The 14,863-nt window shown below is 65.9% G+C and carries 7 protein-coding genes; 5 read left to right on the top strand and 2 right to left on the bottom strand.

What is annotated here, in order from left to right:
- Positions 1–105 precede the first annotated feature (105 nt).
- The 5 genes from VGK32_05450 to VGK32_05430 all read left to right on the top strand — a co-directional run bounded on the left by VGK32_05450 (position 106) and on the right by VGK32_05430 (position 10,702).
- Positions 106–789: a hypothetical protein gene (locus VGK32_05450; GenBank protein ID HEY3381193.1), complete on the top strand. Its 684-nt coding sequence runs from the start codon at positions 106–108 to the stop codon at positions 787–789.
- Positions 790–811: 22 nt separating this feature from the next.
- Positions 812–2,152 carry a S8 family serine peptidase gene (locus VGK32_05445; protein HEY3381192.1) on the top strand — a complete coding sequence of 447 codons (1,341 nt, stop codon included), beginning with the start codon at positions 812–814 and terminating at the stop codon, positions 2,150–2,152.
- Between the two features lie 468 nt (positions 2,153–2,620).
- Positions 2,621–5,155, top strand: coding sequence for a hypothetical protein (locus tag VGK32_05440; GenBank protein HEY3381191.1), 2,535 nt, complete (start codon positions 2,621–2,623; stop codon positions 5,153–5,155).
- A 594-nt stretch (positions 5,156–5,749) separates the two neighbouring features.
- Positions 5,750–8,263: a hypothetical protein gene (locus VGK32_05435; protein ID HEY3381190.1), complete on the top strand. Its 2,514-nt coding sequence runs from the start codon at positions 5,750–5,752 to the stop codon at positions 8,261–8,263.
- Between the two features lie 222 nt (positions 8,264–8,485).
- On the top strand, positions 8,486–10,702 hold the full coding sequence (locus tag VGK32_05430; GenBank protein ID HEY3381189.1) for a cytochrome c peroxidase: 2,217 nt from the start codon (positions 8,486–8,488) through the stop codon (positions 10,700–10,702).
- A 181-nt stretch (positions 10,703–10,883) separates the two neighbouring features.
- Here VGK32_05430 and VGK32_05425 read toward each other — a convergent pair whose 3' ends face one another.
- Positions 10,884–12,260 (bottom strand): SCO family protein, encoded by a 1,377-nt coding sequence (locus VGK32_05425; protein HEY3381188.1) that lies wholly within the window; start codon positions 12,258–12,260, stop codon positions 10,884–10,886.
- 130 nt (positions 12,261–12,390) lie between these two features.
- Positions 12,391–14,601 (bottom strand): multicopper oxidase domain-containing protein, encoded by a 2,211-nt coding sequence (locus tag VGK32_05420; GenBank protein HEY3381187.1) that lies wholly within the window; start codon positions 14,599–14,601, stop codon positions 12,391–12,393.
- Positions 14,602–14,863: the final 262 nt, after the last annotated feature.

The following is a 14,863-nucleotide window of genomic DNA, read 5'->3' as shown; positions in this document are numbered from 1 at the left end:
GACGAGACGTCATGAAGTGGGAGGCCTATATCAGGAGGCCGGATCGCCACCCCTCACTGTCAGAGCTGGAGGCGCGGTTCCCGCGCCGTGGCGTGTGAGGCGTCGATGAAGCACTACGACCTGACGGATGGGATCGACTACCTCCGCGGCTTGGGCGGTCCAGGCCGCCAGGGGGCCATCGAGGGGCACCTGATGGCAGGCTGCGAGGTCTGTCGAGCGATGATCGTCCGCCTCGCGGCGCTCATGGCGCAATTGAGGGCCGACGAGACGGTCGAGCCGCCGGTGGATGTCATTCGCCGTGCGCGCGCCGTGTTCGTGGGCTTTCGGCCCGAGCGCGTGTGGGGACTGTCACGGATCATGGCCCGGCTCGTGCAAGACAGCCTGCTGCGCCCGCTCCCGGCCGGCATTCGCGGAAGCGAGCGGACGAGCCGGCAGGCGCTCTACGAAGCCGGAGACGTGTACGTCGACCTGCGCCTCGAACAGCGGCCCGGGCAGCCGGAGATCGCGCTCGTGGGCCAGTTGCTCTGCCCCGCAGACGTCGCCCTCTCGGTCGCGCGCCGTCCCATCGTCCTGACGTCGGGCCGGGAGGTGCTGACCGCGACCTCGAGCAACGAACACGGAGAGTTTCACCTCGAGTACATCCCGGCGGGACGCATGCGACTGCACATACCGGTCGAGGAAGGCGCCCGCCGGATCGAGATCGCGCTGAATCCGCTGATGGCTCCGATCATGTCGCGGAAGCGAGCCGCGAAGCGGGTCCCGCGCAGCCCAAGGCCGCTGACGGATTGAGGCCGTTGGAATGGAGATGATCATGAGACGGTTCGTTCCGCCATGGATGGCGCTGGTACTGCTGTTGGCTGCCAGCACCGCGGCAAGTGCCGGACAGTTCATTCTCCGCGCGCGGACCACGGCCGACGCCGACACGCTGTGTCGACGGTACGGTCTGATCGATGTTCGCCTGGTTCACCAGCAGGGCCCGGAAGAAGTCTGTCTCGTTCTCGCCAACACGCAGTCGGCCGCGGAGGACAGCGCCCTGAGGGCTCTCGTGGCGGCCGATCCGCTGACTGTCAGCATCGAGACCGACACGAGTCTGGCGCTGGCGGAATCAACGTCGGCCGGACCGGCCTTGGCGCAGTCCACGGCCGCGATCCTCGAGGCGTTCAGCCGCCAGGCGCCGGTCGCGTACTTCGGCCGCCAGATGCCCGGCGGATACGTGAGTCAGCCGGCGGCCGGTGTGATTCGCCTCGCAGATGCCCAACAACTGGCCACTGGGGGAGGTGTGGTCGCGATCATCGATACCGGCATCGACCCTGGCCATCCAGCCCTCGCGGACGTGGTCGTTCCCGGTTACGACTTTGTGAACGACGTCGGCGGCGTTCCCACGGATTTCGCCGACCTCGCCCAATCGACTGCCGCGATCCTCGAGCAACTGTCCGGCGCGGCGCCGAACAGCGTGGCCATCCTCAATCAATCCACCGCGGCCATCCTCGAGCAAGCCACGTCGAACATGCTCAATGCGGCTCAGCTTCCCGCGGCGTTCGGGCACGGCACGATGGTCGCGGGACTCGTGCATCTGGTGGCGCCGACGGCGAGCATCATGCCGTTGAAGGCCTTTCGGGCCGATGGGAACGCGTCCATGTCGGACCTCGTCAGCGCCATCTACTACGCGGTGGATCACGGTGCCACGGTCATCAACATGAGCTTCACACTGGCTGGCCCCTCCCAGTCGCTGCTGGACGCCATCACCTACGCGGCCAGCCAGCGCACGCTGCTCGTCGCCGCCGTCGGGAACGGCGGATCCCAGATGACAACCTATCCCGCTTCCTGGCCCGGCGTGATCGCGGTCGCCTCGACGACCCTGGCGGATCAACGGAGCGTGTTCTCCAACTACGGCAGGGTGGACCTCAGCGCGCCCGGCGAGGCGCTGATCACCGCCTATCCCGGCAACCACTACGCCGCGGTGTGGGGCACGTCGTTTTCGACCGCATTGGTCTCCGGCGCGGCCGCGCTGCTGCAGCAGTGGCGGCCCGGATTGACCGAAGCAAACGCCCTGAAGGTGCTCGAGCAGGGCGCGAGCGTTCCGAGTTCGCTCGGCAAGGCGCGGCTGGATCTGCACAGAGCGCTCGTGTACCTGTTTCACGAGCTGAACTGACTTCACCTCAACCCCAGAGTCCGCGGGTCCTTGTCCCCGCGGGCGCCGTTTCCCCCTGCCCTCTTTCGCCGCTCCTGACGGTTCTTCGTAATTGCGCTTTCCGATCTCGTCGCGCGGCGCACCCCGGGACAGCCACGCGCGCGCCGCGGCTTTCCAGATTCCCGACATATTCGCCGGAATTCACGGCGATCTCGTTCGTCTCCCTCGCCGCGTCCGCGATCGACCCCCGACAACGCCCGCGGCACGCCGTCTGCACAACGGGCGTGTGGCTTCCGACAACATGCGGGTGAGTTCCTCTCCGCCGCCGCAGATGTGGCCGCAACGCGGAGAGGGGCGTCGTCGACACGGCGTAGCGCCATCCAAGGGCGTCGGTGGCCCACGAACCCCGTCTGGCGCACAGCGGGAACGGTTCAGTGACCCTCCACGCGGATCCCGCGTTGGGTTGTCTGTTTGCGAAGGAGAAGGACCATGAGATTCAAGTGGGCAACACTCGTCGCTGTGCTCCTGGGACTCGGCCTGTCGTACGTGTCAGGCCCCCTGCGGGCGCAGTTCCCAATTCCGACCTCGACGCAGTTCGACCTGACGGGCTTTCTGCAAGAGGCGACACTCGGCGGAGCTGGAACCGGCGCAGGAATTGGCGCGCATGCAGGCGGCACGCTGAAAGTCAACGGCCACGCGGTCATCGTCCCGTCGGAGACCATCGTGATCTTCCCGGCGAACGCCCTGACCTGGGCGGAGGTGTTCGCCCATGCTCCGGCGCCGTATACCGGCGTCGCGACGGGCATGGCGATCGCCGACATTCCGCAGCCGATGACGACCTACGAGGTGCACGTCGTGGGCAACCGCGTCATCGACGCCAACGGGGATCGCTATATCGCCGGGTTGATCTACGTCTCGCAGCAGGGTCTGAATTCGGGCCAGGGGTACATCAACTACATCGACTACGCGAAGGGTGAGATGCGCGTCGGTGGCTTGTTCCCGGACGCCAATTGCGTGGCCGACGCGAGCCCGGCTGCCGGCGGCGTGCTGTGCAGCGGCACTCGTGTGCGCCTGAACGATCCGGTGGGCCGGTACGGGCGCTCGATATCGCCCGACGTGCGGTTCACCGTGGATCCGGACAACCCGACGATTTCCGCCGGGACCGGCTACCCCATGTGCTTCCCGCGCACGAATCCGGCCGTCCTCGACGATGCGGCCTGCCCGCAAGCCATGCGGCCCGTGGGGACCACCAACTTCACGACCAACGCCCCAGCGCTGATTCCCGCCAATACGGCCATGCCGAGCCCATACTTCCAGGTGCCGTTCGAAGTCGGTGACTACATCACCTACGCCGGGACGCTGGTCAACGACACGGCAACGCCGACCGCGGGACCCTGGCCCCTGAACGGTGCCGCCGGCACGTACATCGCGGCGCACACCATTGTGGCCAACCTCGCCGTCTTCACGTGGCCCGGCACCAATCCAGCGTACATCCGGACGGACGTGACGCTCATCGGCACCGGCGGTCTCACCGTGCTCGGTGCCGGCGAGGCGGTCATTCGCACGCGGTTCGAAGGGATGAGCACGGACCCGACGCGCAACGTCCATCTCTACGGAATCGACCTGAGTCCCGTTGATGGGAGCACCTCGGATCGTGATTGGGGGACGATTGGCGTGGATCCCGGCCCGCCGAACGGCGCCGTGAAGGGCCGGTGGCGCTTCCGTCCGCCATGCACGGCGACGCTCGCCACCGACAAGAAGTGCACACCTCCGCCATCCGGCGTGTTCATTCCGCCGACGCGCGAGATGAGGGCGGTCATCGACGCTGGCCCGTTGAATGTGCCACCCGCCGGCTTCGTCGCGCCGATTACCGCGGCGTCACCGACTGCAGCCAACGGGATCGTGTACGGCCAGTATCACGCGCCCATCCTGGACTACATCTTCCCGGAGAACATCCCGGGCTCGCCCATCGTGGAGAACAACTTCAACACGATCGACTTCCTGGCCAAAGGCGGTTACACGTCGGCCGCCGGCACCCTGATCAAGGGACCGCTCGACCCCTGGCCGAGTGCGACGGCTCCGACGCCGCTTTGCGCGGCGCCGACCGCCAGCGCTGGTGGCCCGTACACCGTAGCCTTCGGTGGGCAGGTGCTCCTGACTGGATCGAGCAGCGGAACCGCACCCCTGACGTTCGCCTGGACGGCGTCCAGCGGGACCTTCGTCGATAGCGGCCTGGCGACGAGTTCGGCGCAGAACCCGACCTTCTCGGCGGTTGGGGCGGTCTCGCCGGTCGCTGTCACGATGACCGTGTCGAATGCGTGCGGCACCGCGTCGTCCGCGTCATCGGTGACGGTCAATGCGGCTCAGGCGCCGACCGTCAATCACCTGGCACCGATCTCCATGCTCGCGGGCAGCCCGAGCGGGAACATCGCCCTCAGCGGGAGCGATCCGAACGTGCCGGCGCTGCTGCCGCTCATCTTCTCGGCCACGCAGAGCGGTGCCCCCGCGCTGCTCAACCTGACGGTGACGCAGGGCGCGAACCCGCCAGGAACCGGCGCAACGCTGACCTTCACTGCACCGGCCCTGCCGCTCGGCCAGGTGACGTCAGCGGTGATTACGCTCAATACCCAGGCAACCAACGCGGCCAATGTGGCTTCCGCCGTCGACTCGACGACGGTGACGATCAACCCGCGGCCTGATGCGCTCAACATCACGACGGCCGTGTACAGGACCTCGAAGCAGAGACTGGACATCACGGCCAATTCGTCGGTGATCAGCACGAACGTCGTGCTGAAACTGCAGCCCTACGTGACGACGTCGGGCTCGGTATTCGACCCGTCGACCCTCGGGAACACGTTCACGAACAACGGCGGCGGTGGCTACATCCTGACGTTGGTTGGGGCGCCTCGGCCGGCTTGCGGAAACCTCGCCGGCTACCAGACGCCATGCCCGATTGCGTCGCTGACCGTCAAGTCGAACTTGAACGGCACGGCGACGTCGGCGCTGACCACCATTCGTCAGTAACTCGATAGACGTCGGAGTCCGTGGCGGTCGAAGAGCAGGTGTTCTGCTCTTCGACCGCTTTCGTTCTCCCGGCGTTCCAGCAGAATCTCCCCCCTATATTTCAACACGCCCCGCGAGTCCCTATACAAGTGAGGCCGGCAAGACTTCCGCGACGTGCCGCAGGCCTCTTCTTCTCCGGGGGTGTGTGCCCGAACGCGAGTCGAAAGACGACTTACGCGTTTCGTACCCCTGCCTGCGGCACGTCCAATTTCACCGGATGTCGCTCGTCCGCTCTAAAACCTTCTCCCATCGGCAGTAATCCCTGATCCAACCGACAATTCATCGACGCGGTCATCCTGGGCAGGGATCGTGCTCGAATTTCCCCGGCACACACCCCACAGCAGCGTGTTCCAGCTCCCGACGACACGCTCATCGATGAGCCGTCCGGTGCGTACTGACTCGTTGGATAAGAGCCAGTTCGCCGGGCGGCTCTCGCCTTCCGACTCGGCTGTTGTGCGCACTCTCGCAGCGGGTCGCACGGGTGGTGGTCTGTGTGACGAACGGCTGAGGTCGCGCCACGGTGGCCGAGGCGCGAGGGAATGAAGGAGTCCGCACATGCTGTCTGGCCTGCGACCGCCCCGTCACTTGCTTCGCGCGACATGGCTCACGGTGACCGTCGCCGCCACGTTGGTGACGACGACACGCCTGATCGGTCAAGCCCCACCGCCGCCGCAACCGCCGCTGCAACTCGTCTCGCCGTTCGACATGGTGGGCTTCATCCAGAAGGCGACGCTGGACAACCCGGCCGACGTCTTCTCCGGCGGTTCGATGACGATCAACGGCCACGTCGTTACGGTTCCGACGCACACGATCCTCCAGATGCCGGCGAGTGCTCTCACCTGGCAGGAGGTCTTCGCGCTGGCACCGTCGCCGTACGGAATACCGCTTGGCCCGAATCGCAACGGCCAGTCGGGCCTGGCGCTGACCGACAGCCCGCCGCCGCTCGCCACCTACGAGGTCCGCGTGCAGGGCAACCGGGTTGGCGACCAGTACATCGCCGGCCTGATCTTTCTCGCGCAACAGTCGCTCAACGTGGGCCAGGGCTTCATCAACTACATCGACTACGCGAAGGGCGAGCTGCGGATCGGCGGGACGTTGAACGATCGGAATTCCGGGGCGCGCGTGCGGATCAACGACCCGCTCGCGAAGTTCAGCAAGGGCGATTCACCGGACCGGCGATTCACGATCGACGAGGACAACCCGACGGTTCGTGCGCAGACCGGCTTTCCGCTGTGCATCCCGCGCACCGATCCGGCAGCGGCGGACGACGCGGCGTGTCCGCAGGGGAACCGCCCGCGCGATGTGAACAACCAGTTCGTGAGCATCCTGACGTACCCGCCGCCGGCGCCTGGCGTCCTGCCGGACCCGCGACTGCCGGCACCCTTCGAAATTGGCGACTACGTCAACTACTCGGGGACGCTGGCCGCGGACCCGTCGGTGAGCGGGTTCCCGACTGTTGGGCCGTATCCACCCAGTGCGAACAGTCCCTCGGCGCCGCTCGGCCCCAACGACACGTACGTTTCGGCGAACACGGTCATCGCGAACCTCGGCTTCTTCACCACCTCCAACACCTCGCCGGTCTACGTGGGAATCGACGTGATGTTGATGGGCACCGGTGGACTCAACACGTCCGGGTTTCCGCAGGAGGCGACGCTGCGCACGCGGGTCGAGGGGTTCACGACCGATCCTTATGGCGCCAGTGGCCGCTCGACCGTCAACATCTACGCGATCGACGTGGACCCGTGCACCGGGGCCACAACCGATCGTCTGTGGGTGAGCGGTGTGGCGGTGGACATCGGTCCGCCGACCGGCGCGGTGAAAGGTCGCTGGCGTTTCCGGCCGACCGGCGGGTTGTTCCTGCCACCCGCCCGCAACCTCCGCGCCACGATGGGCGACGGCCGCGGATTTGCGCCGAGGAAGGTCACCCAGATTATCAACGGGATGGGGCTCGAGACGGGCCAGTACAACGCGCCGATCTTCCAGTTCATCTTTCCGGAGAACCTGGGCGTGGGGAATCCTCCAGTGCCGATGAACCTGGTGGACTTCCCATTTCTCGCCAACGGGTCGGGGCCTTACTTCGGCGCGGTGCCGGCCAGTCCCCCGACCTCGCTCGGCATCGTCGGCCAGTTGTCGCCGTGGCCGGGCTCGCCGGCGCCTTCACCCGTGATCTGCGGTCCCAGCGGGCAAGTGCAGTTGCCGGTCGCGACGGCGTTTGCGTCGCCGACGGCGGCGAACTCCGGCGACGTGGTGACGCTCGATGCCAGCGGCAGCAGCGATCCAAACACGCCGGCCGCGCTCAGTTTTGCCTGGTCCGAATCGGGAACGCCGAATGGAACCGCGCCCGTCACCCTCGCGCCGACGGCGAACCCGGCGGTGGTGACCTTCGTCGCGCCGTCGGTCACGCAGCAGACGACGCTGTCGTTCAACGTCGCGGTCACCAACGTGGCAGGGACGACGACGGCCTCTGTGTCGGTGGCCGTCAGTCCGTTGGCGGCACCGACCGTCACCGCCGCCTCGGCACCTAATCCAGCGGCCGCGGGCGCGACCGTTACGCTCACCGCAACCAGTTCGTCTCCCGGCGTGACCTACAAGTGGACGCAGATGTCGGGATCGCCGTCGGTCACCTTGTCGAGCGCGACCTCGAGAGCTCCGACGTTCCAGGCACCAGTGCTGACGCTGGGCGCCGCGTCAATCTCGCTCGGCTTCCAGGTGACGGCCACCAACTCAGGCGGGAGTGCGACGGCGACGACCAGCGTCACCGTCAATCCGCCGCCCGACATCGTGACGATCACGACGGTGGTCTATCGGTTCGCGAAGTCGCGTCTCGACGTGACCGCGACGACGAGCGCTCCGATCAGGATCAACGCGAAGACCGGTGCGCTGGTATCACCGATCCTCACGCTGTCCTTCTTCGACGCCGCGTCGGGGAAGACGGTTTCATCGAGTGCCTGGTTCATGGTGAACGGAGTTCCGACGATCACCGTAATCGGGTTCAGCCCGCCGGCATCCGTGACGGTCACATCCAGCTTCGGCGGCACGGCGACGTCGCCCATCTTGACGTTTCGATGACGCGCATCATCCCTGAACGCCGCCGCGACCGCGGTTGATGCGGCGGCTGGCAGGCGTTCGGGATCATCGGTGGCTTCAACCCGGCGCGCTGGCGATTGGCACCGTTCGACCCGGCTCAGGGCCGGCAGGAAGGCAGGGCAGAGCACCATGCAGACCAGAATGTCGAGGATACCCGGGCATCGAGCAGGAGTCCTGCGAATCGGGGTACTCAGGACCGTCGTGATGCTCTCGGCCGTCGTGTTCGGCGTCGTCATTGCGATCGTGCTGTCCATGCCGAACCCACACGTCAGGGCGCAGGGGCCAGGCCGGCAATTCGAGCTCGGTCCGCCTCCGTCTCTCGTGAATGGCGGCCTCGGTTCGATGCGGGCGATCCACGTGGCGCAGCCTCGGGACGGCGGTACCGGTGGTGACTTCCTCGCGGACTACATCGCGAACGAGCAGGCGGCGATCGTCCTCGGCAAGGCGTTCTTCTGGGAAGAAGCAATCGGCAGCGATCGCATCGCATGCGCCAGTTGCCATTTCCACGCGGGCGCCGACAACCGAGTGAAGAACTCACTCGACCCGGACCTCCGGGGCGTGCCACCCGGACAGTTCAACCCGTCGAGCCCTACCGGGTCTGGCGCGAAAGGCGGACCGAACTACACCCTGACGGCGGCGGACTTTCCGTTCCACCGGCTGTCCGACCCCGATCTCCGCGATTCGACGGTGACCTTCGACAGCAGCGACGTCGTGTCCTCTCAAGGTGTGTTCGCGACCCACTTCGTGACAGACAGGCCGCGTCGCCCGCTCGACCGCTGCATCGCGGTTGCCGATCCGAACTTCATGGTCGGTGGCGTCCAGACCCGCCGGGTCGAGCCGCGGAATACACCGACCGTCATCGGCGCCGCGTTCAATTTCCGGAACTTCTGGGACGGCCGCGCCAACAACCGGTTCAACGGCGTCAACCCGTTCGGGCGACGGGACCAGTCGGCGGGCGTCTGGAAGGTGCAGGCCGACGGCGCGCTGGCCATGGTTCCAGTGGACCTCTCCAACTCGTCGCTGGCGTCGCAGGCGGTCGGGCCGCCCGGAAGCGACTTCGAGATGTCGTGCGGCGGGCGCAACTTCGCGGAGATCGGTCACAAGGTGCTGCCGATGCGACCGCTGGTCAATCAGACGGTTGATGCGACCGACAGCGTGCTCGGGCCGTTCCGGCACGCCTCGAGCCGGGGTTTGGTGAGGATCTACGCAGACTACGTCAAGTTGGCGTTCAAACCGGCATTCTGGAAATCGGCGCAGAACGTGACGCTAGATCCTGCGAACCCGACGACCACCACCTATACGCTGATGGAGGCGAACTTCTCGCTGTTCTTCGGCCTCGCGGTCCAGGAATACGAGAAGACGCTGATCCCGGATCGCACCCGGTGGGATGACTTCGTCGAAAACCCGCTGGTCCGGCAGGCGATTGCCGCGGCCCAAGCGACCTTTACGCCGCTCGACCTGTCGGCGTGCACGAACACGACAACCACGACCGGGAGCATCACAACCGTCACGGCACCGTGCGGCCTGACCGATCAGGAACTCCACGGCCTGGCCATCTTCGAGGGCGATGGTATCGACGCCACGCGGGCGTTTGCGCCGGACGGCAGGTGCAGCCGCTGCCACAAAGGCCCGGAGTTCACAGGTGCCGGAACTCACATGCTCGACCTTGCGCAGATCGGTGGCCTGGTCGAGCGGATGACGATGGGCGATTTCTCGATCGCGCTCTACGACTCAGGCTTCTACAACATCGGCGTCACGCCGACCTCACGCGACCTCGGAATTGGTGCGCAGGATCCGTTCGGCAATTCCTTGTCGCTCGCGATGGAGTTCAAGGCCGCGCTTGCGAACGCCGGGACGACGCTGGACTGCTCGAACCTGGCGAATTCGTTCCGGGTGGGGCCAGACCCCTTTACCGTGGCGTGCGACAGCTTCGTCGAGCCGGGGTTGGTGGATTCGACGTTTCGCAGCGCGATTGACGGTGCGGTGAAGGTCCCCACGCTTCGGAACGTCGAACTGACGGGGCCGTACTTTCACAATGGCGGGCAGGCCACGCTCGAGCAGGTCGTCGCGTTCTACAACCGTGGCGGCGACCGGCAGGGTCCTTTCTTCGCTGACACCAGCGGATTCGCCAGCAACCCGTCCAACGCCGATCCTGACATCGAGTTCATCGGCATGACGGTCGAGGATCGGGCAGCGTTGGTCGCGTTCCTGAAGACTCTCACCGATTCGCGGGTGGTCAACGAGTCGGCGCCGTTCGACCACCCGTCGCTCAGGGTCACCAACGGCCACGTCGGAGACAACGTGAAGGTCGCCAGGCGTCCGGATGGCAAGGCGAAGGACGAATATCTGTTCCTGCCGGTGGTCGGCGCGCTCGGCCGATCGGCAAAGGGGCTGCCGCCGGTCAAGCCGTTCCTGCAGTAGCAGGTCCCCGAAGGGATGCCGAGAGAAGAAGCGAGAAGTGACAGGTGAGAAAGGGGAGACCGCGGTTGCGGTCTCCTCAGGCACCGTGCGGCTGCCGTCCGGCAGCCGGGCCGTCTTCACCGGGCGGATACGTGGCTGCTGCTGTGCGTCCTCTGCGGGCTCCGCGTACAGTCGCGACAGGCTAGCGCAGCTCAGGCAACTCCGCGACAATGCGGCCGCAGTCGAGCATCGACTTGCCGTAGAACGGATTCCGGATCTCCTCGCCAATCTGCAGCCAGTACTTCTTCGCCATCGGGCAGTACGCGACGCGCACATCGGGTCCAACCAGACGGACGTTCGACGCTCGCGCTGACGTCATCAGTGCGTCGCCAAGGTGTCCGAACGCCGCTCGTGCGGTAACGAGATCGACGGCGTGCTCGAGGCTCTCGGCCGCCAGTCGAATCGGCTCCCCGCCGGGTCCGAAGCGCCCAGCCTCGGACGCGATCACCCGGGCGTTCTCGCTGACACTGACGAGCACATCGCTGCTCAATTCCTGTTGCACGTGAAGATAGGGGGCGACGATGGGCTGGAGATCTGTGCCCGCCGGAAGCGGCACAGCGGCAATCGCGCCCTGAGCTGCAGTACCTCGGATCGCCGATCCCTGCTTCTCGAGGTACATCAGGATGTCGGCCGCGTCCTCCTGTTTCAGATCCAGGTTTGGCATCTGCACCGGCTTGTACTTCTCGTACAGGGACACCGCGAGAGGGTCGCGCTCGGCCAGCATCGTGGCCGGCGCGACGATGAACCGCGAGAGCCACGCGCGGTCGCGAATGCCCGTGACGCCGGCGAGGTCCGGTCCGATCTTCACTCCTCCGCCGATCGAGTGGCACGGCGCGCAGTGGGTGGAGAAGGCGTACTGGCCGTTGTCGAGCGTCAGCTTCGGCGCCTCCGCGTAGCTGACGCCCGGCTTCGACGTCTTCCAGCTGTTCAACCAGTCGCCAATCGTCCTCGCCAGGAACTTCGGATTGTCGAGCGCGGAGTTTCGCATCCACTGGCCGGTTGTCTCGTTGCCGACGAGCAGGCTGGGCGTGTGACCGTCCTTGTTGGCGGGATTAGGCTCGGTGTACAGCCCGAGCTTCCTGCTGATCAGCTCGATGTCCGACGCCTTCCCCGTGAGGAACAGCCAGCCGGGTCCGGCATGGTACTTCTCGGCGTAGGCCTTCAGGACTGGAGGCGTGTCATGGTCCGGGTCGATCGTGATGGAGTAGAAGAACACGTCCCGCCCCATGCGATCGCCGAGCAGCGTCTGCACCTGCGCGAGCCGCGCGGTCTCGAGCGGGCACGCGTACTTGCAGGTCGTATAGATGAGATCGATCGCGACGATCTTGCCCCTGACGAGGTCGTCGTAGAAGTGCACCTGCCGGCCCTCGTGCGTCGTGAGCGTGACGTTGGGGAAGTAGTTCGCGCCCCAATGGGAATTGTCGGCGGCGGCAGGCACGGATTCGAACGCAACCGCGGCCACGACGGCGCACGCGACCACGAGCACCGGGGCGATTCGCAACCAGAACATCGACCGCATGGTGGGACCTCCTCGCGACGGCTACGCCGCGTACTGAATCCACGAACGTCGAAGAGCGCCGGTGAAACGCAAACCGGCGAACTGTCCGCTGCCAGCCCGCCGGTTCGACCGCGGTCTCACGTGGATTCGCCTACTTGGCGGGCAGGCCCTCCGGTGATTCCCAGAACACACCTTGCGGCGTCGGACACGGCGTCGGCAGCGGCTGCAGGGTCGTCGATCCGTACTGATCGACCTCCCAGCGCAGCAGCATCGCGTTGTCCTCGTGCACGGTATTGTGGCAGTGCTCCATGTACATGCCGCCCCAGTCCCGGAACTGCATGGTGAGCGTGACGCTCCCACTTGGGCGGAGCCTGTACACGTCCTTCCGACCGCGTTCCCAGGCCGGCACGTTGCTCAGGCTGCCGTTGCGAGCCAGGATCTGACCCTCCTCGAAGTGGATGTGTATCGGGTGGTCCCAACCACCGCCGCCGTTGATCAGGTTCCAGATTTCACGCGTGCCGTACTGCGGAGCGGCGGAGATCCGGTTGTAGTCCGCGGCCAACACCTTCCCGCCATCCGTGGCAATGCCCCATGGGCCGATGAACGCCGCGATCGGGTCCGAGGTGCTGGGTTGCGACGCCCCGTCACCAAACACGAAGTTACGCACCCGCGCGACGGGGATCCTCGAGAGATCCGGGTTCGGAATCATCGTGCTCGGAACACGGCTCAGGTCGGGATTGGCGGGATTGCGCACGATGCGGAACTCCAGGAACCGACCGACGCACGGGTCCGCCGACTTACCCGAAAGCGCATTTGACATCGACAGATCGTTCGCCGGCTTCTTGCCGTCCTGGTGCTCGCAGAGGTTCACCAGGTGGAGCTTGTCCCCGATGTTGTACTTCGAGAAGTCGATGACGATGTCGTAGCGCTCGGCAATGCCCTGCTCGTCGAGCGAGGTGAGCGTGACCGGCGACGGCAGCAGGTTGCCGTCGTTGGCGATCTGGACGATCGGCTGCGCGGTCCCGGAGGCGTTGGCAAGCGCCACCTTGAAGAAGCGCGAGACGCTCGCATTCAGGATCCGGAAGCGGTACTTCCGGCGTTCCACCTCGAAGTACGGGCGATAGGCGAGGTTCACGGTCATGACATCGCCCAGGAACCCGTCGAAGTTGAAGATGTCGAAATACAGCTGTCCCGACTGGTCGAACGCCTTGTCGGCCAGCATGAGGTTCACGTCGTAGTCCAGGTTGCCCCAGTCCTTCGCCGTGCCGCTCGGAAGCCGCAGGTTCACGCCGTCGTCGATCGCCTCGTTGCCGCGATCCAGGCCGCTGTAGATGTTGAACATCGCCGCGTTGCCCTTGTACACGTTCTGCGAGGTGAAGCTGAACATGTGATCGTGGAACCAGTGGGTGCTCATCGTCTCGTGCCAGTCGCCCGGGATCCGGATCAGCCCGCCGCTTCCGTCGGGCGTGCTGGCCATCCGATCGGTGGCCGCGGTGTTCATGCTGAAGTGGCCCGCCAGGACGATCGGCCAGTGGTAGTCGTAGAACTGGCCAGGGAAGAAGTAGGCGCCGGTGAAGCCGTCGTTCTCGGCTCCGTGGTGGCCGTTGTGTTCGTGGGTCGAGATCGTGTGTCGGCCGAAGCCGTTGTTCTTCGTGACATCGGCGGGCAGCCGGTTGTAGTGGCGGAAGAGGATCGGCTCGGCGTAGCGGCCTTGCACGAGCTTCGGCGGAATCGTGCCGTTGAAGGTCCAGACCGAGTTCTCGTTCTGCGTCGGCCAGTTCGGGTGGAATTTCACCGGGAGCGACTGATTCGCCGCCATGCCGGAATTCAGGCTGGACGGGACGCCGGGATTGTACGTGAGGTTGGCCCGAGCGCCGGCCTGCATGGCCTGGACGCACACGGCCGGTGGAAACTGCTCGAATCGCTGGTGCGCCCAGACATCTCCCGGAGGACGCCCTTCAATGGGACCGTAGCCTCCGCCGAGCTCCCCCGGCACCGGCTGCATCGTCTGATTGGCCATGGCCGAAGGGACGGGATCCAGAGACGACACGGGGTTGCGCGGCAGGACGTCGAAGCGCGGCATCACCTGCGTGAACGGCTGCACTCCGTACAGCGGACTGCGCGGTGCCCCGGTTGGAATGCTGCTGCCGCCGCCGTCGGCGCGGGCGCTGCCGACGAACGGGTTGAGCCCGCCGATCGGTGCCAACAGCCCGGCGGTTGTGAACAGACCCCACTTGACGAGATCGCGGCGCGTCACCTGGCCCCATGACTGCGCTCGGACGATCTCGGCACGATTCTTCCTGGCGTTCTCGGCATCGCGGATACGCGCCTTCGACGCGTCCTCTGGCAGGTAGATGCTCATGGCTGTTCTCTCCCTCATCTGTGTGTCCGGGTGCCCGGACGGGTGTGTGCGATGCCACCCGGACGCACAAGGGCTGCCAGCCTGGCGCAAGGGGGCCTGCTCAGAACACGCGTGTTTGTGCCAGTGTTTTCGAGGATCGATTCGGCGGTGCGCCAAATCGGACCGACCGCGTCACGCGAACCGTAAGGTCCGTTTCGCGTTTGGGTGCCACCTCCTCCTGCCGAGTCGGGGCGTTCGCGCCCCGAAAGGAATTACGCGTGAG

Source organism: Vicinamibacterales bacterium (assembly GCA_036504215.1).
Classification (GTDB): Bacteria; Acidobacteriota; Vicinamibacteria; order Vicinamibacterales; family Fen-181; genus FEN-299.
The sequence above is the reverse complement of the archived record's forward strand: the minus strand, read 5'-3'. Positions and strand labels throughout refer to the sequence as shown.